This is a genomic window from Sphingobium sp. RSMS (assembly GCF_005406185.4).
Classification (GTDB): Bacteria; Pseudomonadota; Alphaproteobacteria; order Sphingomonadales; family Sphingomonadaceae; genus Sphingobium; species Sphingobium fuliginis.
This window is the reverse complement of sequence record NZ_CM191257.1, coordinates 2,379,780-2,403,042: the sequence shown is the minus strand read 5'-3', so window position 1 is coordinate 2,403,042 and position 23,263 is coordinate 2,379,780. Positions and strand designations below refer to the sequence as shown.

Below are 23,263 nucleotides of genomic sequence, written 5' to 3'. Positions count from 1 at the left end.
GAAGTCAGGCCCGGCGCCCACAGGCAAACTCAGTAGACAGGCAGAGAGGCGAGAGGGCCGGCCCCGTGCCCGCTCCGTCAAGTCTGTCGCTTATTGGTAGCGGGCGCCCCGTCTATGACAGGATTGAGCGGTGGCCCCACCACCTTGGATCAATAGCCGCGGGATCGGTCTATCACGCCGATGAGCGGTTCGTTGCGTTGATCTCGACGAATGTTGTCGAGCAGGATCGGTGCGGCCGTCTCCGGTTGGGTCATGCTCGCCACATGCGGTGTTACAAACACCCGCGGGTGCGCCCACAGCGGATGTTCGGGCGGGAGCGGCTCGGTTTCAGTGACATCAAGGATGGCCCTGCTCAAATGTCCGCTGTCCAAGGCAGCCAGAAGGTCGGCTTCGACCAGATGAGGCCCTCGCCCGACGTTAATGATAGACGCACCATGAGGCAGGGCAGAGAATGTCTTGCTGTTCAATATACCCACAGTGCTTGGCGTGAGTGGCAGCAGGCACACAAGAACGTCGCATCTACTCAGGAACTCGTTGAATTGTTCGGCCCCCGCATAGCTATCAACACCGATAATCGTGCGCGGGGACCGGTTCCAGCCCCGGAGGCGAAAACCATAGCTGCGCAGCCTTTCGAGTACCGCGCGGCCCAGAACCCCCATTCCCATCACCCCAATGGTACGGGAAGAAGCCGGTGGAACCTCGAGCGGGTTCCATTCTCGCGATGTTTGGGCCTCGACATAGTCGAAGAAATCACGGTGAACCGCGAGAACCGCGAGACTCACATATTCGACCATGCCGTCGATGATGCCCGGTTCGACCATGCGGACGAGGGGGACGTGATCAGGCACCGCGGAAAGATCGACATGATCGACGCCGGCGCCCGACGAGAACAAGACCTTCAGCCGCGGCAAGGATGTCAGGAACTCACGCGGCGCCTGCCAGGCAATCAGATACTCGATCTCATCGAGGTTTCCAGCATCCGGCCAGACGCGAAAGTCGAGGTCGGGAGCATGCTTGGCGAAAAACTGGGACCAAGCTGCGGCGCGAGGCGCGTCGGAGCGATAGAGGATCGCCATTTACCATCCCCCCACCCAGCCGTCGAACAGCCCGTCGGGGAGTGAATCCTTTTCGGCACCGCGCAGGAAGTCGAAGTCGCAGCCACGATGGGCTTGCTCGATGTGGCGACTATATAGCGAGCGATAGCCGCGGTTGTGGCGAGGCTGTGGTGCCTGCCATTGGGCACGTCGACGCTCGAGCTCGTCGCTGTCCACCAGCAGATCGAGCCTCCGTTCTGCAAGATTGAATTCGATCATGTCCCCGTCGCGAACCAGCGCCAGCGGCCCACCGACTGCCGCTTCGGGAGAGACGTGCAATATGGCGGCCCCATAAGCCGTGCCGCTCATCCGAGCATCGGATATGCGCAACATGTCTCGTATGCCTTGCGCCAGGAGATGGCGGGGCAGCGGCAGCATGCCCCATTCCGGCATAGCCGCACCCACGGGGCCGGCGTTACGCAGGATCAGTATGCTGTTCTCGTCAATGCCGAGCGCGGGATCGTCGATCCGATCGGCGATCGTCTGAACGTCTTCGAAAACGACGGCCCGGCCACGGTGATTGAGCAGCCGGGCTTCCGCGGCGCAGACCTTCATAACGGCGCCATCGGGAGCAAGATTACCCCGCACAACCGCTAGAGTTTCTCCGATCCGAACGGGCTTGTCGAGTGGACGGATAACGTCTTCGTCGAGTATTTCGGCCGCCGAAACGACATCGCCGATCGTTTGACCGCTAACGCTGCGGGCGTCCAAATGGAGCAGGGGAGCGAGCCTCTTAAGTAATGCCGGCACCCCGCCCGCAGCCATCAATCGCTCGGTCAGATGCTCGCCGGCCGGCTGAACATTCGCAATCAGCGGCACCCGGCGGCCAATCTCATCGAAACGTTCGAGCGAGAGGTCCACACCGGCGCGCCCGGCAAGCGCCAGAAGGTGGATGATCGCGTTCGTCGATCCGCCCACGGCGCAGAGCAATGTGATCGCATTGTCGAATGCGCGCCCGTCAAGTAGTGTGCGCCCGGCTTCGGCAGCATTTGCGAGGATTACGCTGCGGCGCCCCACCTCCCGCGCAATTTGGTTGCGGCGCCGATCGACTGCAGGCACAAGACTGCTGCCCGGCAGGGAGATTCCCAGTGCCTCGGAAATGACCGCCATCGACGATGCAGTGCCCATTTCGGCACAATGTCCGACCGTTCCCATGACATTGCGCTCAAAATCGGCGAACTCCCCTTCCGCAAACTCCCCAGCGCGCAACTTGACGACCATTCGCCAAACGCCGGTGGCATTGGCGAGATTCCCGCCCGTCGCCGAGCGCGGCGTCGCGGGGCCACTCGCGAGAAAGATAAACGGCACGCCTGCACTTACCGCTCCCATGATGAGCGCCGGCTGTGTCTTATCGCATCCGCCCAGCAGGACTACCGCATCAAAGGGATAGGCGCGAACGCACTCTTCCACTTCCATGGCCAGAAGGTTGCGAAACGGAAACGAGGTGGGCTTGATGATGTTTTCGCTGAGCGACATCAGCGGCGTCTCGAATGGGATTCCGCCTGCCTCTATGATCCCAGTCCGCACATCTTCTGCAAGGACGCGGAGGTTCATGTTGCATGGATTGATGTCGGACCAGGTATTGAGGATCCCGACGACCGGACGCTCCATCAGGTCCTGACGGTTCCAGCCGGCAGCCGCAAGCGTGGAGCGGTGAATGAAGCCCGGCAAATCATCCTTGCGGAACCAGCGTGCGCTGCGCAGCGCCTTTTTGTCATTCGACTTTCTGGCATCTTTGTCATCGTCAAGCATCCGCGCCTCGTCTCAAAACTCCCTGACATGATCTTACTATGCTACAAGGCACGTTTATTGCCTGTTTCGTGGTTAAAAACGGCTACAAGTCTACACACTTCGCCTTTAATCGGAATCTTCTTCTGCTTGGCTGAACCAGTATTGGGCCAGCGGGGCCGTCGCGTTCTCGCGGTGCGGAACGAACAACGGGAAGGATTTCCAATGAGCCAATTTAGACCCAAATACATCACATTCGATTGTTATGGCACCCTGACCAATTACGAGATGGGGCCGATGGGCCGTCAGCTGTTTGCCGATCGTATTGCCTCGGAGCAGATGGAGGCCTTTCTCGCGGACTTTAAAGCATACCGGCTCGACGAAGTTCTTGGCGACTGGAAGCCATTGCATGAGGTAGTCCGGAACTCCGTCGAACGTCTCTGCCGGAAGTGGAGCGTGGAATTTCGCGAGGCGGACGCATCCAAAATCTATAATAGCATTCCAACCTGGGGTCCTCATCCCGATGTCCCCGAGGGCCTAGCCAAGGTCGCCAAGGAAATCCCCCTGGTGATTCTTTCCAACGCGGATAACGCACAGATACATGAAAACGTCGCCAAGCTCGGCGCTCCGTTCGCCCATGTCTTCACGGCAGAGGATGCGCAGGCGTACAAGCCGCGGCTGCAGGCTTTCGAATATATGTTCGACCAGCTCGGGTGCTCCCCCGAAGAAGCCATGCACGTATCTTCCAGTTTTCGGTATGATCACATGTCCGCCTGTGATCTGGGTTACGGTGCGCGCGTGTTCGTCGCGCGCGGACATGAGCCTAGCCTACCTCATTATGCCACCCACCAAATCGCGGATATCGGCGGTCTTGCCGGCGTGATAGGTCTCTGAGTAGAACCGGCAGGGTCGGCGGTCCTGCCGGTACGCTTCTCGTTGGTTGGCCTGGTGAGGCACAGCTGATGGCGCTGGAGTATCGAGGTGAATAGGAATCTGGGGGTTTGCAAAGTTTAGGGAATATGATCTGTAATGTGCAGCGCCAGGCGGCGTGGATCCCTTGAGGGTTTCATGGACCTGTCAGCACCCCAGAGAGTGGCGAGTGGATTTTCATGGTATGACTGAAAAAGTGGAGCTGGTCTCCGTCGCCTGCCCCACATTCTTCTTTGATGTTACCTGATCCGCTTCAGTTCAGCTTGTTGATGGATTCACGCATGTGGTCGACACTGACGCTGGAATAGCGCTGGACCATGCCCAGCGATTTCCAGCCGCCCATGTTCATGATGGTGATGAGGTCGATCCCGGCCATGAGGCAGTGCGATGCCCAGTTGGTGGCGCCAGTCGTGGACGGTGTCCAGCCATCTCTCGAACTTCAAGAGCCGATCGGTATCTTTGCCGAACCTCGCACTTCCTGGACCAGCGCCAGCGTGTTGAGCCTTGCGAGAAGTGTTCCCGACCACCGCTCGCCCAGAAGTTCCGGCGCCGTAGCTGGCCAAGTGTCCAACGCACGTTCCACCGTCGCCTTGACCTCGCGAACGACCCACTTGGGGTCCACCCGCAGAAAGCTCGCCACTCGTTCGAATCGGTGGAGGTTGACAGTGTCGAAGCTGTGGGTGCGTACGAACCGTAGAGCGAGCGTGTCGCGCGGCTGAAAAAGGACAGTCGGAACAATGTCGTAGGCTGGTGACAAGCGGACCTGCCCCGGTTCAGGGAAACGGAAGGACCAGTTCTTGAGGTGATTATCGCCGTTGCCGATCAGCACGTCCGCGACAATGCGGCGGATTGCCTCGAGGATGTCGGCGCGGCGGTCAGTACTGAAGCGGCTGATCATGTTGATGACGGTTTCGGTGGTGGCCATGGTATATTTGCGATCCCCGATCGCTCCGATGACCTGCCCGGCGTCCTCAATGTGAATGCGCGTGTCGTCGGCTGCGCGATCGAACCGATCGACCACCAATACCTGCTCGCCGTGTTCGAGCATTTCGTCGGGTATACCCGCGACGGCGGCGCGCGGCATCAGCCGACAAGGCGCTGTCTCGACGCCGATCATGCCCGCCAGCGTCATTGCGCCATGCTCAGCTTCCGGAAGCCCGCGATAGGTATCGCTTGCTACCTTGATGATGCAGCGGCCGGTGTCGCCCCGGGCGGGAAGTGTAAGCCGTTCGCCGTCGATATTGGCGGTGAATTTGAGTTGGACTCCGGCGAGTGAGAATTTAACCACACCCTTGGGTTCGGCCGCCTTGAAGCCTTTTATAGATATCAGATCCAGAGGGCCGGCGGAGGCTGGTGTGTCGGTTTCGGCTGTAACCAGCACGGCGCCGGGAAGGTCGGCGCCCAGCCGGGTGAGCACGTCGAACTGGTCATGATCCCCGGGACCCATTTCGGTGAGCACCAGTTCGCGAAGCGCGCCTTCGGGAAGCAACCCGGCAAACCAGGGCGGGATCGAGCCGTGCAGGCCAATCTTGTCGCCACGAGCGGAAAGCCGGTCGCGGGTGCCTGCGTCAGACGTCGGATCATACCAGCCAAGGCTGAGTACGGGCCGTGCCGTGTCGCGGAGATAGGATTCGGACACTGTGAAGGCGACCGCGCCGTCGGCATCGCGCGTGAGCGTTCCTACCTTCACTGGCCCAAGCTTCGCATCAAGCAGGTGAACGCCGAGGATCGCGGAAGCCTTCCCCATCTAGCGGTTCTCCTCTTCGTCCTCATCGAGATCGACGAACAACTCCTCGAACGTCGAGCGCACCGGGTGGTTGAAGTCGATGCCGCGCGCGCCTTCGACCTGATCACGGACTGCGCTAGCCTGGGCGCGTGGCACGAGGACGGGCACCAGATCCAGCGCGTCGCAGATCTCGGCGAATAGGGTCAGGCGGTCGCGACCCCGGCGGCCGCCGATCAGATCACGTTCGAGTTCAGAGATGCGCGCGCGATCACGACCAAGCCGCCGGGCCAATCCAAGTTGACTCATGGAGCGTCTGCCGCGCCAATGACGCAATTGATCCCCCAGGATAGAAAAAATATCCATTTGCATGCGGAATTCCGCTCTAAAAATATATACTATGCGGGATATCGCTACAGGAAAAATTTCGAAGATCAAGCGGAATTCCGCTCTAAGTGTTCGAAGATAGCGGTATCCCGCTCTCATATTCCCCCCGAAACTTTGTCGAGATGCATCAGGCCGCCGCAACAGGCGCGGGGACCTGGCTTCACACCCGCAACTGGTATCGACCGCGAGGCAGGCTACAATCCATGCCGCCATCAGTCGCTCGCTCAACCACTGAACAACCTCTCGAGGCGCTTTCTCTGATTGCGCTGCACCCTATGGGCGGCTTCGCTAGGCTATCGGTTCTCGCAGGAAATGGAGCAGACTGTGCGGTCTGCCCCAAATCCTTCTCGGACGTGCGGCTCGCTTTAGCTGAGCCTATTGATGGATTCACGCATGTGATCGACGCTGACGCTGGAATAGCGCTGGACCATGCGCAGCGACTTCCAGCCGCCCATGTTCATGATGGTGATGAGGTCGATCCCGGCCATGACGCAGTGCGATGCCCAGTGGTGGCGCCAGTCATGGACGGTGAAATCCTCTATCTCTGCGCGCTTGCACGCAGTGGCGTGCTGATTCCTGATCGGGTTGCCGCCGGGGATCTTCGCCTTGCGGGTGTCGGAATAGGGCTTGCCCAACCGGTTGAGGAAAACATGCCCCTTTGTCGGCTGCCCTCGCTTCTCCCAGATCGGACGCAGCACATCCATGACGCGGGGGTGCATCGGAACGGACCGGATGACGGCATTCTTGCTGTGGTTAAGCCGGATCGATCCTTGCTCTATATCAACGCCCTCGACACCCCACGGGAGCTGCAATGCCGTCTGGATGCGTGGGCCATGGAAGGCGAGCAGGGTGATGATCGGCTGTATGTGCGGTGAGTAGGCCTCGATCAGCCGGTCGCGGTCTTCCTTGCTGAGAAAGCGCACCCGTTCATTGTCGAACGGGATCGCCTTGATGCGCAGGGGCGGAAGGTCGTGCAGGTCGTGATGGACGTTGATCGCGGCCTGGAACACGGCGCGATAGCGATCCTGACCCGCCGGGTCATGGCCGGTCAGATAGGCGCGGCGAAAATGCTCCCAGGCTTGTTTGGGCTCGCGCAGGCTGAAGTCGCCGATCAGCCCGTTTAGCTTGCCGATGCGCAGGATGTCGGACGGGCAGGGGGGCTTCGCCTTGGTCAGGTAGCTTTCAAAAGCGTCGGCTATTTTGCCTTGCGCCACAATCGCGGCCGGACCGAACATCAGCCGGTGCCGCAGCTTCGTCTCATGTTCCGCCATCAGGTGCGCCGCGGCATCGCGGTCACTCGTTCCTGAACTGAACTCCTTGACGTCGATGTGCTTGTCGCCAAGCGTGACGGTACCTCGGATATAATAAATGCCGTTCTTGCCACGGGTTCGAATGGAGAGCATCTTATCTTCCTGTTCCCTCTGATCGCGCGCTTGCGCCGGGAGTCTCGCTCCGAATGCTTCAGCGTGAGGCGCGTTAGCTTTTATGAAGGTCTGGGGCAGGCTGTCGTCCTGATTGGTACGGGCGCATGCTGAACTGGAACAGTATGCCAAGCGACAGCAAGGTGATCATCCATTCCATGGAGGTGCCCGGCTTCGTGGCAGTGCACGGATGCGTCGGCAGGCAACGGCCGTGATGGGCGAGCAGCGTTTGTACGCTTCCTGCGCGGCTGCGGGATCGACCCTTTTGGAGCCCGAGCTAAGCGAAGCGCTTGCGGTCCAAGATAATTTCGGCGGTGTGCGCGACTCGGGATTTCGCTCCGATCGCCCGGCATTTGCATGCCCAGAATTTGCCCAAAGAGACCAGGATTTGCCCAGAATTTGCCCAAAAATTGATGGGCATGGCCAGGCTCTACGGCTTGCGGCAGGCAAACAAAAACCCCGCCAAACCGTTGATTTGGCGGGGTTTTCGATGGTGGGCGTGGCAAGGATTGAACTTGCGACCCCTGCGATGTCAACACAGTGCTCTACCACTGAGCTACACGCCCACGGTGGAGTGGGCCAATAGCCGGGGGTGTAAGGGAGCGCAAGCGGGAAATTGAGCCTTGCCGCTATTCTTCTGGACAGCAGCCCGGCAGGTCATATGTTGCGGTGCGAAAAGGGGACGCCAAACGCCATGCTGCCATCGCCCACGCCGTCTGATCAGCCCATCGCCCGCCTGCCATTCTACCGCCAGCTTTATGTTCAGGTGCTGATCGCCATCGCCCTTGGCGTTGGGATCGGGCATTTCTTTCCCGAAACCGGCGTCGCGCTACAGCCCCTGGGCGAAGCCTTCATCAAGCTGGTCAAGATGATCATCGCGCCCGTCATCTTCCTCACCATCGTGACCGGCGTGGCGGGGATGAAGGAGCTGGGCGCGATCGGCCGTGTCGCGGCCAAGGCCTTCGCCTATTTCCTGACCTTTTCCACCCTGGCGCTGATCGTCGGGTTGATCGTCGCCAATGTCGTCCATCCGGGGGCAGGCCTCAATATCGACCCGGCGACGCTGGATGCCGGGAAGGTCGCGCAATATCAGCAGCAGGCGCATGACCGAACGCTCACGGGTTTCCTGCTGGACATCATACCCGGCACGCTGGTCTCCGCCGTGGCGGATGGACATAATATCCTGCAGGTGTTGTTCGTCGCCATCCTGTTCGGCATCGCGCTCACCATGATCGGGGAAAGGGCCGATCCGCTGATGACGGTGCTGGAATCGGCCAGCCATGCGATCTTCAAGCTGGTGTCCTTCCTGATGAAGGCGGCGCCGCTGGGTGCTTTCGGCGCGATGGCCTTCACCATCGGAAAATATGGGGTGGGGGCGCTCGCCAATCTGGCCGGGCTGGTGGCGACCTTCTATCTGACATCGATATTGTTCGTGCTGGTGGTGCTGGGCGTGGTGGCGCGGCTCGCCGGGTTCAACATCCTGCATCTGATCCGCTACCTGAAGGCGGAACTGCTGCTGGTGCTCGGCACCTCCTCCTCCGAAGCGGCGCTGCCGAGCCTGATCGAGAAGATGGAGCGCGCCGGGTGCCGCAAGTCGGTGGTCGGGCTGGTGGTGCCGACCGGCTACAGCTTCAACCTGGACGGCACGAATATCTACATGACGCTGGCGGCGCTGTTCATCGCGCAGGCGACCAATGTGCATCTGAGCCTGGAGGAGCAGATATTGCTGCTGCTGGTCGCCATGCTTTCCAGCAAGGGGGCCGCAGGCGTCACGGGGGCGGGGTTCATCACGCTCGCAGCGACGCTTTCCATCGTGCCCTCGGTGCCGGTGGCGGGCATGACGCTGATCCTGGGCGTCGACCGCTTCATGAGCGAATGCCGCAGCCTCACCAATTTCATCGGCAATGCGGTCGCGACGGTGGTGGTGTCGGTTTGGGAAAAGGGGCTGGACCGGGAACGGTTCGCGGCCGCCATGGCCGGGCAGCCCCTGCCGCCGACGCCCGATATGGAAGAGGTTGTCTCGGCCTAGCTGAGGCCGGTCAGGCTTTCGGTGCCGAACATGCGCTCGACCTCCAGCACCAGGTCGCGCAGGTGAAACGGCTTTGACAGGACCTTCGCCTGCGGCACGGCCTTGCCCGCTTTCAGCGTGACGGCGGCAAAGCCGGTGATGAACATGATTCGCATGTCGGGCGCCACGGCGGCGGCATGCTGGGCCAGTTCGATCCCATCCATTTCCGGCATGACGATGTCGGTCAGCAGCAGGTCGAACCGGTCGCTGTCGATATGCGGCACCGCCTGCGCTCCGGTGGAGACGGAGACGACTTCATATCCTGAACGTTCCAGCGCGCGGGCCAGATAGGCGCGCATGCTTTCATCATCTTCCGCCAGCAGAATTCGAACCATTGCCCCGTACGTCTCGTCCCAGGCCTGTGACGGCCGACCCCTGATCGCCCCCTTCGCGGATGGCGTGAAGCGACTATATATGCGACAAGGTGTAAATATTATCCAGCCGAGTAACCATTTTTGGGCGGCGGCCTGTGAAAGGATCTTGCTTGGGACATAGCGCGCCGCCGGTTCCGACCGAAACCACGCCCGCCTACGATCTTTACGAACCCGACGTCCCCGCCGGGCCGGTGGTCGTTTCCGTGCCGCATGCGGGGCGGGATTATGACGAGGGGCTGCTGGCACAGGCGCGGGTGCGGCGGGATGTGCTGCAAAGGCTGGAGGATCGCTGGGCGGACATGCTGGCCTATCCGCTGATCGAACGGGGCGTTCCGGTGCTGGTGGCGCGGGTGCCGCGAGCGACGATCGACCTCAACCGGCATGAGCGGGAGATCGACGCAGGCATGGTCAGCGGCATTCCGCGCGACGTCCCCCTGCAGAGCAGCGCCAAATTGCGGGGCGGGCTTGGCCTGATCCCGCGCCGCTTGCCAGGCGCGCATGAGCTATGGCAGCGCTCGCTGGGCTGGGCGGAGGTCGAACGCCGGATCGAATTGTTCCACAGGCCCTATCATGCGACGCTCGCGCGATTGATGCGGACGGCGCGGGATGCCCATGGCCATGCGATCCTGATCGACCTGCATTCCATGCCACCGCTTCCCCCGCCCACCGCGGGGCAGGTTGCTCCCGGACTCGTGCTGGGGGACCGATTCGGCCGCAGCGCCTCGGCTCGGCTGATGACGCTGGCAGCGGATGTCGCCGCCGCCCACGGCATCGCCGTCGCGCAAAATCATCCTTATGCGGGCGACCATATGGTCGAACGCCACGGCAGGCCGACGCATGGCTGTTATGCGATCCAGGTGGAATGCGACCGGAGCCTCTATCTGGACGTCTCGCTGGACCAGCCGGGACCGGGGCTTGCCCGTTTGCAGCAGGTGGTGGCTGCCATGGTGAATGCATTGGCGCATGAACTGCCGCGCTCGAACTATGCGATGGCGGCGGAGTGATGGGCGGGGATGATTTCAGGCGGGGCTGCGACAGCGGCGGATTCGGCCTGATTCCATCCGATCCTTGCGCATTCGCCGGCAAGGATTGAATCTTCCCAAATCCGCCGCCCTCGGATAGGGGCAGGCACTTGATGCGTTTGCCGATCCTACGGCCAAGCGCCCCGACATTCTGGAGAGTTCCCATGCGCGCCGAAGCGCAGCAATATATCGACCGCATCGACGCCGCGCTGGACCTGCTGCGCCGCTTCCTCGACTGGGACCGCGCCCTGCGCCGCCTCGACGAACTGAACGCCCGCGTCGAGGACCCGACCCTCTGGGACAATCAGAAGCTCGCCCAGGAAGTGATGCGCGAACGCACCCGGCTGGACGCCGCCATCGGCGCCACCCGCGCGATCGAGAGCGAGAAGACCGACACCGCCGAACTCATCGAAATGGCCGACGCCGAAGGCGATGAGGATATGGTGACCGAAGCCATCGCGTCGCTGAAGGCGCTGGCCGACCGCGCGGACGAGGACAAGATCAAGGCGCTGCTGGCGGGCGAGGCCGACGCCAGCGACACCTATCTGGAAATCCACGCGGGCGCGGGCGGCACGGAAAGCCAGGACTGGGCGGAGATGCTCAGCCGCATGTACCGCCGCTGGGCGGAACGGCGCGGCTACAAGGTCGAACTGGTCGACTATCAGGCGGGCGATCAGGCCGGCATCAAGTCCGCCACCTTCCTGTTCAAGGGCGAGAATGCCTATGGCTATGCCAAGACCGAAAGCGGGGTGCACCGGCTGGTGCGCATCAGCCCCTATGACAGTTCGGCGCGCCGCCACACCAGCTTCTCGTCGGTCTGGGTCTATCCGGTGATCGACGACAATATCGAGATAGAGGTGAATGAAAGCGACCTCAAGATCGACACTTATCGCGCCTCGGGCGCGGGCGGGCAGCACGTCAACACCACCGACTCCGCCGTCCGCATCACCCACGTCCCCTCGGGCATCATCGTCGCCAGCCAGAATGACCGGTCGCAGCACAAGAACCGCGCCACGGCCATGAACATGCTGAAGGCGCGCCTTTACGAAGCGGAACTGCGCCGCCGCGAAGAAGCCGCCTCGGGCGAATATCAGGCCAAGACGGAGATCGGCTGGGGCCACCAGATCCGCTCCTATGTGCTCCAGCCCTATCAGCTCGTGAAGGATCTGCGCACGGGCGTCACCTCCACCTCGCCCGACGATGTGCTGGACGGCGCGCTCGATCCCTTCATGGCCGCCGCGCTCAGCCAGAAGGTGACGGGCGAGAAGGTCGATGTGGAGGACGTCGACTGATGAAAGCTCCGGCGCTGGCGGCCGGAACACTGACAGCATGCCTGTTCCTGCTGGCGGGCTGCGGCCCGTTTTCGTCGGACGGCAATGGCGACCGCCCGGCAGGCGCTCGCGCCTTTCCGCGCGCCGACCGCCCGGTCGCGCCGATCGTGTCCACCCGCTGGTCCAGCGAGGAGGCGCGCGACCGGGTGAACGAGGCGGAGGACATCATGAACCGGGCCGGCATCCGCACCGGCATGACGGTCGCGGACATCGGCGCGGGCGAAGGCTATTATACGGTTCGCCTCGCCAGGAGGGTGGGCGACAGCGGCCGGGTCCTGGCGGAGGACATCATGCCCGAAGTGATCGAGGCCCTGTCCCGGCGCATCACCCGGGAGGACTGGCGCAATGTCAGCGTCCGTCTGGGCGCGCCGGAGGACCCGAAGCTGCCGGAAAACAGCTTCGACCGTATCCTCATGGTGCATATGTACCATGAGATCGCGGAGCCCTACGCCTTTCTCTGGCATTTGAGTCCCGCGCTCAAGCCGGATGGCGAACTGATCGTGGTCGACGCCAACCGCCCGACCGACCAGCATGGAACGCCGCCGCGCCTGCTCGCCTGCGAACTGGCCGCCATGGGGTTCCGGCTGGAGGAACTCATCCCGAAGCCGACGGCCGGGGGCTATTTCGCCCGGTTCAAGCGCATCGCAGCCCGGCCCGAACCTTCCTCCATCGTTCCCTGCGCCCTTCGGTCCTGACCTTCCTGTCGCCGGGAGGCTTTTCTTGGCGCGGATTATGGTTAATGCGCTGCCAGCGATTCTATGATGCGTTGACCATTGGACGACCTGATGCCTTGGGGAGAGGGCAGGATATGACAGACCTGACTGGCGCCGCGGGGCAGCGGCGGCTCGACCCGCGCCACAAGATGTTCGGGCCGGTTGCGCTGCGTTTCGGCGGCACGGCGGCGCGGGCCCATTTTCTGGACCTTTCCAGCTCGGGCGCGCTGGCCCATTGCGAAACCCCGCCGACGACCGGCACCTACCTCATGGTCGAGGCATTGGGCGTGCAGGCGAGCGGTCGCGTCATGTGGGCCGAGGGCAAGCGCTTCGGCATACGTTTCAGCGAACCTTTGACCCGCCATGCCATGGATGTGCTGATCGAAGGCGTCTGACACCCCTTGCCTTCAGCCCTTTTGCCGCCATTTCCGGAACAGCGACGCGCCCAGCAGTCCGCCGCCGACAAGCGCCGCAATGGCTCCGCCCGCGCTCGCCAGCGCCCAGGCGCCGGCCGCCAGCAGTCCGGTGAGGAAATCGACGATGATCAGCGTCAAATGGATCATCACTGTAGGAAGACGTCAGTCCTGCCCAAGTTCCTTCGCTTCCTGATATTTGAGTTCCAGGAAGCGGTTCTGCACCGCCAGCTTGTCGAGGTCGCCGCTCGCCAGATTTTCGCTCATCCGCGCGATTTCCGCGTCGATCACGCCCAGTCCGTCGATCAATTGCCGTTCGGGAACGCGCCCATTGCGCTCCTCCCGCCGAAGCGGCTCGGGAATGGATTGGTAGCCGGTGACGAGTTCGGGCAGGTGATCGGCCAGCAATTTGCGGATTTCCTGCGCCGCCGGGTCCTGATCGCCCAGCCGTTCGAGTTGCGGCGCCAGGGTTTCCAGCTTGACGCCGATGCTGTCGACCAGCGTGACGGCCGGCGCGGGCAGGGCCTTGCGCTGATTCTCCAGCCAGATTTCGGTTTGCAGGGGCAGGGCGGTGAGCGCCGTATCCGCCAGCGCCTCTGTCCGCACCCTTTTTTCGCCGGGAAGCATGGCGACCAGCAGCAGGGCCGCCAGCATCGCCCCCAGCGCGATCATCACCCCGGTCGTGCCCAGCGGGGTCACGAAACCCGCCACTGCGCTGCCGATCAGGACCGCAGTCACCGCCCAGAAGGCATATTTGACCTTCCGCATCAGCGCCGCGTTGCGCCGCTGCCGGGCCCGCGCCGACAGGCTTTGCCCGCGCTCGCTATGGCGGCGCAGAACCGCCTCCGCATCGGCCAGCACGCGGTCGGAACGGCTCATCCCCTCACGCCTCGATGGAACTCAGCAACGGATTGTCGGCACGGGCCTGGCTTGCCGCCTGCGCCTGCCCTTCGGCGCGCGCGATATAGCCCTTGGACTTCTCGACCTCGTTCGACAGCGTGTTCACCGTCGTCTTCATATTCTCCAGCGCCTTCAGCTTGAACGTGTCGATATTGTCCATCGTGTCGTAGATATTCTGAAAGGCGCGTTGCAGCGTCTCGATGGGAATGGTGCTGGATGCGGCCTGCTCGTGAATCTGCGCCGTCTGGTTCTTCAGCATCTCGCCGGTCGAATCGATCATGTTCGCGGTCGTCGTGTTGAGCGCGGTGATCTGTTCCAGCACCAGCTTCTGCCCGACCAGCGCCTGCGCCACGGTGACGGCGGTGCGCAGCGCGGCGACGGTCGTGGTGCTGGCGCGGTCGACGCCCTTCACCAGCTCGACATTGTTCTTCTTGACGAGGTCCAGCGCCAGATAGCCCTGCACCGTCACCGCCATCTGCGTCAGCAGGTCCTGCGTGCGCTGGCGGATGTAGAAGAGCGCGCTCTCCCGGATCGCCTTGGCTTTCGCGGCGTCGGTCGAATCCAGTTCCAGCGCCTTGGCTTCCAGCCGGGCGTCGAGCGTCTTGCTGATGTGGATCATCTGCTCCAGACGGCCCATCGTCTGCCACATATTCTGCCGCTCTACATCGATCGCGGCATTGTCCTTGATCAGCACGTCCTTGCCGCTGGCGAGGGAGCCCAGGATCGAATTGATATGGCTCTGCGCGCTCTTGTAGCTGTCGAAATAGTCGCGCATCCGGTTGCCGAAGGGGATGAGGCCGAACAGCTTCTTCGGCGCGGTCAGGCTGCCGCGCTTGCCGGGGTCGAGATCCTCGATGGTCCGGCGCAGCTCCGCCAGGTCGACGCCGACCTTGTTGTCGCTGTCCATCGCCCGCACCGGCCGGTCGAGGAATCGGTTGCTGTGCCCGGCCGCCTCCGCGATTTCCTTGCGCCCCATATTGGTGAGCTGGTCGACCCGCTGGCCGAATTCGGGCGAATTGGCGTCCTGCGCGACCAGATCGTCGATGAAGGCATCGACCTTCTCGTCCAGCTTCGACCGTTTCTCGTCATCCAGCGGCACCAGCCCGGCGGCCTTTTCGGGCGCGACCGGCGGCACCGGGTCGGGCGGCGTCAGGTTCAGCGTGTCGCCAGAGGTCGTGGCGGTGGCGGTCGGCGCGGTCGAAGCCATGTCATCTCCCAGGGGCCAAGGGCGGTTCGAACTGTTATATGTGCATAGAACAGTTGGCCCGCAAGTCCATGATGCGAGCTATAAAGCCTCCGCGCTTGCCATTGCAATCGCCCGGCGCGCGGCTAGCATGGCCGAAAGGACGAAGGAGGGCGCATGAGCGACGGACCGGACGAACAGAGGATCGCAGCCGTGGCGGCCGATCCGCGCTATGCCCGGCTGGTGGCGCGTCGGGCGAAGATCGGCTGGCTGTTGTCCGCCATCATCTTCTTCGCTTTCGTCGGTTATCTGTTGCTGATCGCCTTCGACAAGGCGCTGCTGGGCATGCCCGTCGGCCCGGGCGTGACGTCGATCGGCATTCCGGTCGGGCTTGGCCTCATCCTGCTCGCGATTGCGCTGACCGGCGTTTATGTCGCCTATGCCAACCGCCACCATGACGCCCGGATGGCGGCCCTCCTGATCGACCACGGCTTCCAGGATCGCGTCGCATGAAGGCTTGGCTTGCCGCGCTTGCCACCGCCTCCATCATGCTTCTCCCGCTCCCCGCGTTCGCAGCGGCGCTGGAGGGGGAGGCGCAGCGCCAGCCCGTCAACTGGGTCGCGATCCTCATGTTCGTCGCCTTTGTCGGGCTGACGCTCTGGATCACCAAGGCGGCGGCGGCGCGCACCCGTACCGCTTCCGATTTCTATACGGCGGGGGGCGGGATCAGCGGTTTCCAGAACGGTCTCGCCATGGCAGGCGACTATATGTCGGCGGCCTCCTTCCTCGGCATTTCGGCGCAGATCTTCAACGACGGCTATGACGGTCTGATCTATTCCACCGGATTTCTGGTCGGCTGGCCGATCCTGCTGTTCCTGATGGCGGAACGGCTTCGCAATCTTGGGCGCTTCACCTTTGCCGATGTCGCCTCCTACCGCTTCGCCCAGCCGCCGGTGCGTAGCTTCGCGGCGGTCAGCACGCTGTTGGTCGTCAGCTTCTACCTGATCGCGCAGATGGTGGGGGCGGGGCAGCTCATCAAATTATTGTTCGGCCTGCCCTATGCCGTGGCGGTGGTGATCGTCGGCGCGCTGATGATGCTCTATGTCCTGTTCGGCGGCATGCGCGCGACGACCTGGGTGCAGATCATCAAGGCGGTGCTGCTGCTGGGCGGCGCCAGCTTCATGGCGCTGATGGTGCTGGCGCAGATGGGCTTCAGCCTTGAAGCGCTGTTCGCCCGCGCGGTGGAGGTGAAGCGCCAGGCCGCCCTGTCCGGCGGGGCGACCATGGCCGAAGCGGCGGAACGGGGGCGGTCCATCATGGCGCCGGGCAATTTCATCAAGGACCCCGTCTCGGCCATTTCCTTCGGCCTCGCGCTGATGCTGGGGACGGCGGGCCTGCCGCACATATTGATGCGTTTCTTCACCGTTCCGGATGCGAAGGAAGCGCGCAAGTCGGTGCTCTGGGCGACCGGGTGGATCGGCTATTTCTACATCCTGACCTTCATCATCGGTTTCGGCGCGATCGTGCTGGTGGGAACGGAGCCCAGCTATCTGGACGGGGAGGGCGCGCTGCGCGGCGGCGGCAACATGGCGGCGATCCATCTGGCCCATGCGATCGGCGGCAATGCCTTTCTGGGCTTCATTTCGGCGGTGGCCTTCGCGACCATCCTCGCCGTGGTGGCGGGGCTGACGCTCTCGGCGGCGTCGGCGGTCAGCCATGATCTCTACGCCACGGTGTTCAAACATGGCCGGGCGGGTTCGGCGGACGAACTGCGCGTGTCGCGGTTGACCACGCTGGCGCTGGGCGCGCTGGCGGTGCTGTTGGGGCTGGTGTTCGAGAAGCAGAATGTGGCGTTCATGGTCAGCCTTGCCTTCGCGCTGGCGGCGTCGGGCAATTTCCCGGTGCTGATCCTCTCGCTGCTCTGGAGCGGGTGCACCACCCGTGGCGCGGCATGGGGCGGGACCATCGGCTTGCTGACCGCCTTCGTGCTGACCCTGCTGTCCCCCGCGGTCTGGACGGCCACCTTCGATCTGGGACCGGCGCCTTTTCCGTACAGCTCGGCGGCGATCTTTTCGGTTCCGGCGGGTTTCCTTTCGATCTGGCTGATCTCGCTGCTCGACCGCTCGCCCCGCGCGGCGGTGGACAAGGCGGGCTATCCGGCGCAGCGGGTGCGGGCGGAAACGGGGATCGGCGCCTTCGCCGCGTCGGACCACTGAACGCTTCCGCCGGCCGTCGCGCCGCCCTTGCCGCAGCGCGTCATTTCCTGTAGGGGCGCGCCCGATAGTCCTGAGCAGGCGCGGTGCCGGCCGGGAAACCTTAAATCCCGAAGGCAGTTGCATGTCCCTGCGTAACATCGCGATCATCGCGCACGTCGACCATGGCAAGACCACGCTCGTCGACCAGCTTTTCCGCCAGTCCGGCACCTTCCGCGACAACCAGCGCGTCGAGGAACGGGCGATGGATTCGAACGACCTGGAAAAGGAACGCGGCATCACCATCCTGGCGAAGCCCACCTCGGTCGAATGGAACGGCACCCGCATCAACATCGTCGACACGCCCGGCCACGCCGACTTCGGCGGCGAGGTGGAGCGCATCCTGTCCATGGTCGACGGCGTGATCCTGCTGGTCGATTCGTCGGAAGGCGCGATGCCGCAGACCAAGTTCGTGACCGGCAAGGCGCTGGCCCTGGGTCTTCGCCCCATCGTCGTCGTCAACAAGATCGACCGCCCGGACGAACGCATCCAGGAAGTGCTGGACGAGGTGTTCGACCTGTTCGTGACGCTGGACGCCACCGACGAGCAGCTCGACTTCCCGGTGCTCTATGCGTCGGGCCGCAACGGCTATGCCAATGAAGACCCGTCGCTGCGTTCGGGCACGCTGGAGCCGCTGTTCCAGAAGATCGTCGACCATGTGCCGCCTCCGGCGCTGGACGAAGATGCGCCGTTCAGCTTCCTGGTGACGCTGCTCGACCGCGACAACTTCCTGGGCCGCATCCTGACCGGCCGGGTCAATTCCGGCACGCTGAAGGTCAACCAGCCGATCCACGCCATCGACGCCGACGGCAATGTGCTGGAAACCGGCCGCGCCTCGAAGATCCTGTCCTTCCGTGGACTGGACCGCGTGCCGGTGGAAGAGGCGAAGGCGGGCGACATCATCAGCCTTGCGGGCCTGACCGTCGCCACCGTGGCGAACACCATCGCCGATCCGTCGATCAACACCGCGATCAAGGCCCAGCCGATCGATCCGCCGACCCTGTCGATGCGCTTTGCGGTGAACGATTCGCCCATGGCGGGCCGCGAAGGCAGCAAGGTGACGAGCCGCATGATCCGCGACCGCCTGATGCGCGAAGCCGAATCCAACGTCGCGATCAAGGTGACCGAATCGGCCGACAAGGACAGCTTCGAAGTTGCCGGTCGCGGCGAACTCCAGCTTGGCGTCCTCATCGAAACCATGCGCCGCGAAGGCTTCGAACTCGGCATCTCCCGCCCCCGCGTGCTGTTCGGCGAGGATGAGAACGGCAACAAGACCGAACCCTATGAAACCGTCGTCATCGACGTGGACGATGAATTTTCCAGCACGGTCGTCGACAAGATGAACCAGCGCAAGGCGGAAATGACCGACATGCGCCCATCGGGCGGCGGCAAGACCCGCATCACCTTCTCGGCGCCCTCGCGCGGCCTGATCGGCTATCATGGCGAATTCCTGTCCGACACGCGCGGCACCGGCATCATGAACCGGCTGTTCGAAAAATACGGCCCGCACAAGGGCAATATCGAAGGCCGCAAGAATGGCGTGCTGATCTCCAACGGCGCGGGCGAGGCTGTGGCCTACGCCCTTGGCCCGCTGGAAGAACGCGGCATATTGATGGTCGGGGTGGGCGAGGCGCTCTACGAAGGCATGATCATCGGCCAGAACGCCAAGCCGGAAGACCTGGAAGTCAACCCGATGAAGTCGAAGGCGCTGACCAACTTCCGCGCTTCGGGCAAGGACGACAGCATCCGCCTGACCCCGCCCTGGAAGATGACGCTGGAACAGGCCATCGCCTATATCGACGACGATGAAATGGTCGAGGTGACGCCGAAGAATATCCGCCTGCGCAAGCGCTATCTCGACCCGAACGAGCGCAAGCGCATGTCGCGGGCCAAGGCTGCCGCCTGACCGGATTTCGATGGATGAGAAAAGGGCCGGCGTCGCGAGACGCCGGCCCTTTTTGCTTCGGGAGTCTGACGATGGCCAATCCAAGACATTCCCCTCCCGCAGGCGGGAGGGGTTAGGGGTGGGCGCGAGCGTAGCGAGCTTCTGACTTAGCCGTTGCAAAACAGCGCAGATGCCGCGTCAGCCCACCCCCTAACCCCCTCCCGCCTGCGGGAGGGGGAATGTCCGCAATCCACCCGGACATCTCGCCCAAACGCATTTGCACCATCGTAAAGTTACTGGCGTAAAGCTACTGGCCTCGCCGTTGCGGCGTCTCTATGGTCGCGCCGTTCGTTCTTCCCGCGAAAGCTTTTCATGCATCTTCTCATTGGCCTAGCCGGTATCGCGCTGATCCTTGCCATTGCCTTCGCCCTTTCCTCCGACCGCCGCGCCATCCGGCTTCGCGTCGTGGGCGCGGCTTTCCTGCTGCAGGCGGGCATTGCGCTGCTGGTGCTCTATGCCCCCGCCGGGCGCGCCGTGATCGCGGGTATGTCGCACGGCGTCGCCAATCTGCTCGGCTATGCGCAGGCGGGAACGGACTTCATCTTCGGCCCGCTCGCGAAACCGGAGATCGGCGGCGCGAGCTTCGCCATCGCCGCGCTGCCTGTCATCATCTTCTTCGCCAGCCTGGTGTCGATCCTCTATCATCTGGGCATCATGCAGCAGATCGTGCGCTGGGTCGGCGGCGCGATCGAGAAGGTGACGGGCGTGTCCAAGGTCGAAAGCCTCTGCGCCGCCGCCAATATCTTCGTGGGGCAGAGCGAGAGCCCGCTCGTCATCCGCCCCTATCTGGCGGGCCTGACCCCGCCCCAACTCTTCGCCGTCATGACCAGCGGCATGGCGGGCGTCGCGGGCACGATCCTGGCCGCCTATGCCTCGATGGGGATCAAGATCGACTATCTGCTGGCGGCCAGCTTCATGTCCGCGCCCGGCGGCCTGCTGATGGCGAAGATCATGATGCCCGACGAGCCGGAGCGCGAGCCCGAACTCCCCCTGGGCGATCATCCCGAAGTCGTCCTGCCCGAAAGCCGGATCGGCGACACCGGCCCCGCCGCGCTGCTGCCGGGGGGAACGCCGGGCGAACCGATGCCGCCCGCCACCCATGACGAGGAAAAGCCCGCCAACCTCATCATGGCCGCAGCCCAGGGCGCGCAGACCGGGGTGAAGCTGGCCGTCGCGGTCGGCGCCATGGTGCTGGCCTTCGTGGCGCTGGTGGCGCTGGCGAACGGCATCCTCGGCGGCGTCGGCGGCTGGTTCGGCTATCCCGACCTCAGCTTCCAGCAACTGCTCGGCTATCTCTTCTCTCCGGTCATGTATCTGCTCAACATTCCCTGGAATGAGGCGCAGATCGCGGGCGGGCTGTTCGGCACCAAGGTCGTGCTCAACGAGTTCGTCGCCTATATCAATCTCGGCCAGGCGCAGGGCGCGCTGTCGCCGGCGACCGTCGCCATCGTCACCTTCGCGCTCTGCGGCTTCGCCAATTTCAGTTCGATCGCGATCCAGATGGCCGTCACCGGCAATCTCGCGCCCAACCAGCGGCCGGTGATCGCCCGGCTGGGGCTAAAGGCGCTGGTGGCGGGCAGCCTCGCCAATCTGATGAGCGCGGCGCTGGCGGGCCTGATGCTCAGCCTGCGATGATCGTTCCGATTCTATAACGAAAGTTCTACCCGTCGCTGGCAGGATCGGCTATGGTTAACGCATGGGGGCGAAACGCATATTCGGACTGACGGCCATGCTGTCGGTGGTGATGGCAGCGGCGCCGGCTGGGGCGCAAGCGCCGAAGCCGGGCAGGCTGGAAAGCTACAAGGACTGGACCATCGGTTGCGACAACGGCAACCGGTGCGAGGCAGTCTCGCTGCTGCCAGAAGGCGGCGACTGGCCCGATGCGCCGGTCATGCTGGGGATCGCGCGAGGGGCGGGGGCCGACGCCGATCCCGAAATCCGGGTCAGCCGGGACGCAAAGGGCCGGGAGGCGCTGGACTTCCTGATCGACGGGCGAAAGCTTGCCCGCGTGGCGAGCGTGGACGGCGAAGCCAGCCTGGAAGGGCCGCAGGCGTCCGCACTGGCCATTGCCATGGCGAAGGGCGGACGCATGGAGATCCGCGCCGGCGCGAGGGCGATCGACCGTCCGTCGCTCGCCGGCTTGACCGCTGCGCTCCGTTATATGGATGCGAAGCAGGGCAGGGCGGGCACCATGGCGGCCCTCGTCGCGACGGGACCGCTCGCACGCAGCGCCGTGCGTCCCGCGCCTGCCATCCCCACGATCCGGCGCGCAGCCGTACCCGGCGGCGCGCAGCCGCCCGCGCTCTGGCGGGAGGAACTGACGGCACTCGGCACCTTCACGGGTTGCGCCGACGAGATGAGGGGCGCATCCTCTCCTCCCGAGTTGCACCGGCTGTCGAAGACCGAGACGCTGGTTCTGGTGCCCTGCGGCGCCGGGGCCTATAATTTCACATTCGTCCCCGCGATCGCCACCGGCATTCCCGGCCGCCGAACCTTCCGCTTCGCCGGCTTCGACTATCAGCCGGGCTGGAGCGAGGAGGCCGGCCATCCCATGCTGGTCAATGCAGGCTGGGCGCCGGAGACCTCCACCTTGCAAAGCTATGCCAAGGGCCGGGGCCTGGGCGATTGCGGGGGTAGTGAAACCTATGTCTGGGACGGTTCGCGCTTCCGCCTGGTAGAGGCGAGTGCGATGGGGGAATGCCGCGGCGCCTGGCACTGGATCACCACATGGTCGGCCAAAGTGACGGACTGAAGGCCGGAATTTCCTGTCGATTCGCCGTGCCGCCGCCCTGGCTTCTTTTTTCGCGCCTGGAAATCGCCCCTTAGGCTTCTGCCAATATCAGCGAGAACAGCTCGTCCGCATCGCTCCATTCGCGCACCGGCTCCCATCCCCCGGCGCGCAGCAGCAGCCTTTCGTCGCGCGCGCCATATTTGTGGCTGCTTTCGGTATGGATCGTCTCGCCCACGGCCATGCGGAAGCATTGGCCCGCGACGTGGAAGTGAAGCGGCCGCACCGCCTCCAGATGCATTTCGATCCGGGCCTTGTCGTCGTTCCAGATGGCGCGATGGAGGAAGCCGTCCAGCGGCAGGTCGCCCTCCAGTTCCCGATTGATGCGCGCGATCAGATTGAGGTTGAACGCAGCCGTCACCCCCGCGGCATCGTCATAGGCGGCGACCAGCCGGTCACGGTCCTTGATCCGGTCCATGCCGATCAGCAGCATCGCGTCCTTGCCCAGCAGGCGCCGCATTGCCCGCAACAGGTCCACCGCCGAATCGGGTTCCATATTGCCGATGGTCGACCCGGGGAAGAAGCCGAGGCGCGGCAGCCCCTCTATCGCCGCCGGCAAGGCTAGTTCGCCGTTGAAGTCGCCCACCACCGGCAAGACCGGCAGCCCCGGAAAGGCCGACGCCAATTCAGCGCTCGAAGCGCGAAGAAAGTCGCCGCTGATGTCGATCGGCACATAGGCGGCTGGATCGATGGCGCGCAGCAGATGCGGGGTCTTGCGCGAACTGCCTGCACCGAACTCCACCACCGCCTGCCCCGCGCCGATGGCGGCGGCGAAATCCGCGCCATGCCGTTCCAGCAGGGCGGTTTCCGTGCGCGTCGGATAATATTCCGGCAGGTCCGTGATCGCTTCGAACAGTTCCGACCCGCGCCGGTCGTAGAACCAGATGGGCGGGGTCGCCTTGGGCTCGCGGGACAGGCCCTCGATAATGTCCCGCCGGAAGGCCGGGTCAGGCGCGCGCAGGGACAGCGGGGCATCTTCGGTCAGCAGCAT

Annotated in this window: 22 protein-coding genes and 1 tRNA gene; 11 read left to right on the top strand and 12 right to left on the bottom strand. The window is 63.7% G+C overall.

The window, feature by feature from the left end:
- Positions 1 to 149 precede the first annotated feature (149 nt).
- Positions 150 to 1,076 carry a 2-hydroxyacid dehydrogenase gene (locus EGM87_RS11565; protein ID WP_044660222.1) on the bottom strand — a complete coding sequence of 309 codons (927 nt, stop codon included), beginning with the start codon at positions 1,074 to 1,076 and terminating at the stop codon, positions 150 to 152.
- Entirely contained in the window at positions 1,077 to 2,846 is a 1,770-nt protein-coding gene (locus EGM87_RS11560; RefSeq protein ID WP_137710321.1) for a dihydroxy-acid dehydratase, read from the bottom strand.
- Between the two features lie 201 nt (positions 2,847 to 3,047).
- On the opposite strand from EGM87_RS11560, the gene EGM87_RS11555 reads away from it, so the two are divergent.
- Positions 3,048 to 3,716: a haloacid dehalogenase type II gene (locus tag EGM87_RS11555; protein ID WP_099186142.1), complete on the top strand. Its 669-nt coding sequence runs from the start codon at positions 3,048 to 3,050 to the stop codon at positions 3,714 to 3,716.
- A 289-nt stretch (positions 3,717 to 4,005) separates the two neighbouring features.
- Here EGM87_RS11555 and EGM87_RS11550 read toward each other — a convergent pair whose 3' ends face one another.
- The 5 genes from EGM87_RS11550 to EGM87_RS11530 form a co-directional block, all read right to left on the bottom strand.
- Positions 4,006 to 4,128: a hypothetical protein gene (locus tag EGM87_RS11550; RefSeq protein WP_257554349.1), complete on the bottom strand. Its 123-nt coding sequence runs from the start codon at positions 4,126 to 4,128 to the stop codon at positions 4,006 to 4,008.
- Between the two features lie 63 nt (positions 4,129 to 4,191).
- Positions 4,192 to 5,499, bottom strand: a complete 1,308-nt coding sequence (locus tag EGM87_RS11545) for a type II toxin-antitoxin system HipA family toxin (protein WP_025551780.1) — start codon at positions 5,497 to 5,499, stop codon at positions 4,192 to 4,194.
- A complete protein-coding gene (locus EGM87_RS11540) occupies positions 5,500 to 5,847 on the bottom strand; it encodes a helix-turn-helix domain-containing protein (protein ID WP_025551779.1) in 348 nt (115 codons plus the stop codon).
- A 380-nt stretch (positions 5,848 to 6,227) separates the two neighbouring features.
- A complete protein-coding gene (locus EGM87_RS11535) occupies positions 6,228 to 7,265 on the bottom strand; it encodes a tyrosine-type recombinase/integrase (RefSeq protein ID WP_048578270.1) in 1,038 nt (345 codons plus the stop codon).
- A 509-nt stretch (positions 7,266 to 7,774) separates the two neighbouring features.
- Positions 7,775 to 7,849: transfer RNA gene (locus EGM87_RS11530), tRNA-Val, on the bottom strand.
- Between the two features lie 128 nt (positions 7,850 to 7,977).
- On the opposite strand from EGM87_RS11530, the gene EGM87_RS11525 reads away from it, so the two are divergent.
- Positions 7,978 to 9,312: a dicarboxylate/amino acid:cation symporter gene (locus EGM87_RS11525; protein WP_044660218.1), complete on the top strand. Its 1,335-nt coding sequence runs from the start codon at positions 7,978 to 7,980 to the stop codon at positions 9,310 to 9,312.
- Here EGM87_RS11525 and cpdR read toward each other — a convergent pair.
- Positions 9,309 to 9,686 (bottom strand): cell cycle two-component system response regulator CpdR, encoded by a 378-nt coding sequence (gene cpdR, locus EGM87_RS11520; protein WP_025551641.1) that lies wholly within the window; start codon positions 9,684 to 9,686, stop codon positions 9,309 to 9,311. The two genes, EGM87_RS11525 and cpdR, sit on opposite strands and share 4 nt — an antisense overlap.
- A 149-nt stretch (positions 9,687 to 9,835) precedes the next feature.
- Here cpdR and EGM87_RS11515 point away from each other — a divergent pair, with 149 nt between their 5' ends.
- The 4 genes from EGM87_RS11515 (at position 9,836) to EGM87_RS11500 (ending at position 13,186) form a co-directional block, all read left to right on the top strand.
- Positions 9,836 to 10,729 (top strand): N-formylglutamate amidohydrolase, encoded by an 894-nt coding sequence (locus tag EGM87_RS11515; protein WP_044660217.1) that lies wholly within the window; start codon positions 9,836 to 9,838, stop codon positions 10,727 to 10,729.
- Between the two features lie 182 nt (positions 10,730 to 10,911).
- Complete coding sequence (gene prfB / locus EGM87_RS11510; RefSeq protein WP_044660216.1) at positions 10,912 to 12,039, top strand: peptide chain release factor 2; 1,128 nt, start codon at positions 10,912 to 10,914, stop codon at positions 12,037 to 12,039.
- Entirely contained in the window at positions 12,039 to 12,773 is a 735-nt protein-coding gene (locus EGM87_RS11505) for a class I SAM-dependent methyltransferase (RefSeq protein WP_044660215.1), read from the top strand. The genes prfB and EGM87_RS11505 overlap by 1 nt, the downstream gene beginning before the upstream one ends.
- A gap of 113 nt (positions 12,774 to 12,886) precedes the next feature.
- Positions 12,887 to 13,186 (top strand): PilZ domain-containing protein, encoded by a 300-nt coding sequence (locus EGM87_RS11500; protein ID WP_025551646.1) that lies wholly within the window; start codon positions 12,887 to 12,889, stop codon positions 13,184 to 13,186.
- Between the two features lie 12 nt (positions 13,187 to 13,198).
- On the opposite strand, the gene EGM87_RS11495 is transcribed toward EGM87_RS11500, so the two are convergent.
- The 3 genes from EGM87_RS11495 to EGM87_RS11485 are packed head-to-tail and all read right to left on the bottom strand — an operon-like array spanning position 13,199 to position 15,311.
- Positions 13,199 to 13,357 (bottom strand): hypothetical protein, encoded by a 159-nt coding sequence (locus EGM87_RS11495; protein WP_167706561.1) that lies wholly within the window; start codon positions 13,355 to 13,357, stop codon positions 13,199 to 13,201.
- 12 nt (positions 13,358 to 13,369) lie between these two features.
- Positions 13,370 to 14,083 carry a hypothetical protein gene (locus EGM87_RS11490; RefSeq protein ID WP_025551648.1) on the bottom strand — a complete coding sequence of 238 codons (714 nt, stop codon included), beginning with the start codon at positions 14,081 to 14,083 and terminating at the stop codon, positions 13,370 to 13,372.
- A gap of 4 nt (positions 14,084 to 14,087) precedes the next feature.
- A complete protein-coding gene (locus tag EGM87_RS11485) occupies positions 14,088 to 15,311 on the bottom strand; it encodes a toxic anion resistance protein (protein ID WP_044660214.1) in 1,224 nt (407 codons plus the stop codon).
- A gap of 153 nt (positions 15,312 to 15,464) precedes the next feature.
- Between EGM87_RS11485 and EGM87_RS11480 the strand changes: the two genes are divergently transcribed.
- The 5 genes from EGM87_RS11480 to EGM87_RS11460 all read left to right on the top strand — a co-directional run bounded on the left by EGM87_RS11480 (position 15,465) and on the right by EGM87_RS11460 (position 22,236).
- Positions 15,465 to 15,800, top strand: coding sequence for a DUF485 domain-containing protein (locus EGM87_RS11480; RefSeq protein WP_025551652.1), 336 nt, complete (start codon positions 15,465 to 15,467; stop codon positions 15,798 to 15,800).
- Positions 15,797 to 17,503, top strand: a complete 1,707-nt coding sequence (locus EGM87_RS11475) for a cation acetate symporter (protein ID WP_044660213.1) — start codon at positions 15,797 to 15,799, stop codon at positions 17,501 to 17,503. The genes EGM87_RS11480 and EGM87_RS11475 overlap by 4 nt, the downstream gene beginning before the upstream one ends.
- A 121-nt stretch (positions 17,504 to 17,624) precedes the next feature.
- Positions 17,625 to 19,445 carry a translational GTPase TypA gene (gene typA, locus EGM87_RS11470; RefSeq protein ID WP_025551654.1) on the top strand — a complete coding sequence of 607 codons (1,821 nt, stop codon included), beginning with the start codon at positions 17,625 to 17,627 and terminating at the stop codon, positions 19,443 to 19,445.
- A 351-nt stretch (positions 19,446 to 19,796) separates the two neighbouring features.
- Positions 19,797 to 21,119: a NupC/NupG family nucleoside CNT transporter gene (locus EGM87_RS11465; RefSeq protein ID WP_044660212.1), complete on the top strand. Its 1,323-nt coding sequence runs from the start codon at positions 19,797 to 19,799 to the stop codon at positions 21,117 to 21,119.
- A gap of 61 nt (positions 21,120 to 21,180) precedes the next feature.
- A complete protein-coding gene (locus tag EGM87_RS11460) occupies positions 21,181 to 22,236 on the top strand; it encodes a DUF1176 domain-containing protein (RefSeq protein WP_044660211.1) in 1,056 nt (351 codons plus the stop codon).
- A gap of 70 nt (positions 22,237 to 22,306) precedes the next feature.
- Here the strand turns inward: EGM87_RS11460 and egtD are convergent, their stop codons facing one another.
- Complete coding sequence (gene egtD / locus EGM87_RS11455) at positions 22,307 to 23,263, bottom strand: L-histidine N(alpha)-methyltransferase (protein ID WP_044660210.1); 957 nt, start codon at positions 23,261 to 23,263, stop codon at positions 22,307 to 22,309.

Bases quoted from the DNA above. Each gene is read 5' to 3' on its own strand.
- typA (WP_025551654.1), top strand. From the start codon at position 17,625: ATGTCCCTGCGTAACATCGCGATCATCGCGCACGTCGACCATGGCAAG.
- EGM87_RS11505 (WP_044660215.1), top strand. From the start codon at position 12,039: ATGAAAGCTCCGGCGCTGGCGGCCGGAACACTGACAGCATGCCTGTTC.
- EGM87_RS11480 (WP_025551652.1), top strand. From the start codon at position 15,465: ATGAGCGACGGACCGGACGAACAGAGGATCGCAGCCGTGGCGGCCGAT.
- EGM87_RS11500 (WP_025551646.1), top strand. From the start codon at position 12,887: ATGACAGACCTGACTGGCGCCGCGGGGCAGCGGCGGCTCGACCCGCGC.
- EGM87_RS11485 (WP_044660214.1), bottom strand. From the start codon at position 15,311: ATGGCTTCGACCGCGCCGACCGCCACCGCCACGACCTCTGGCGACACG.
- EGM87_RS11550 (WP_257554349.1), bottom strand. From the start codon at position 4,128: ATGGCCGGGATCGACCTCATCACCATCATGAACATGGGCGGCTGGAAA.
- prfB (WP_044660216.1), top strand. From the start codon at position 10,912: ATGCGCGCCGAAGCGCAGCAATATATCGACCGCATCGACGCCGCGCTG.
- EGM87_RS11545 (WP_025551780.1), bottom strand. From the start codon at position 5,499: ATGGGGAAGGCTTCCGCGATCCTCGGCGTTCACCTGCTTGATGCGAAG.
- cpdR (WP_025551641.1), bottom strand. From the start codon at position 9,686: ATGGTTCGAATTCTGCTGGCGGAAGATGATGAAAGCATGCGCGCCTAT.
- EGM87_RS11540 (WP_025551779.1), bottom strand. From the start codon at position 5,847: ATGCAAATGGATATTTTTTCTATCCTGGGGGATCAATTGCGTCATTGG.
- EGM87_RS11525 (WP_044660218.1), top strand. From the start codon at position 7,978: ATGCTGCCATCGCCCACGCCGTCTGATCAGCCCATCGCCCGCCTGCCA.
- EGM87_RS11490 (WP_025551648.1), bottom strand. From the start codon at position 14,083: ATGAGCCGTTCCGACCGCGTGCTGGCCGATGCGGAGGCGGTTCTGCGC.
- EGM87_RS11535 (WP_048578270.1), bottom strand. From the start codon at position 7,265: ATGCTCTCCATTCGAACCCGTGGCAAGAACGGCATTTATTATATCCGA.
- EGM87_RS11560 (WP_137710321.1), bottom strand. From the start codon at position 2,846: ATGCTTGACGATGACAAAGATGCCAGAAAGTCGAATGACAAAAAGGCG.
- egtD (WP_044660210.1), bottom strand. From the start codon at position 23,263: ATGCTGCTGACCGAAGATGCCCCGCTGTCCCTGCGCGCGCCTGACCCG.
- EGM87_RS11465 (WP_044660212.1), top strand. From the start codon at position 19,797: ATGCATCTTCTCATTGGCCTAGCCGGTATCGCGCTGATCCTTGCCATT.
- EGM87_RS11555 (WP_099186142.1), top strand. From the start codon at position 3,048: ATGAGCCAATTTAGACCCAAATACATCACATTCGATTGTTATGGCACC.
- EGM87_RS11565 (WP_044660222.1), bottom strand. From the start codon at position 1,076: ATGGCGATCCTCTATCGCTCCGACGCGCCTCGCGCCGCAGCTTGGTCC.
- EGM87_RS11475 (WP_044660213.1), top strand. From the start codon at position 15,797: ATGAAGGCTTGGCTTGCCGCGCTTGCCACCGCCTCCATCATGCTTCTC.
- EGM87_RS11460 (WP_044660211.1), top strand. From the start codon at position 21,181: ATGGGGGCGAAACGCATATTCGGACTGACGGCCATGCTGTCGGTGGTG.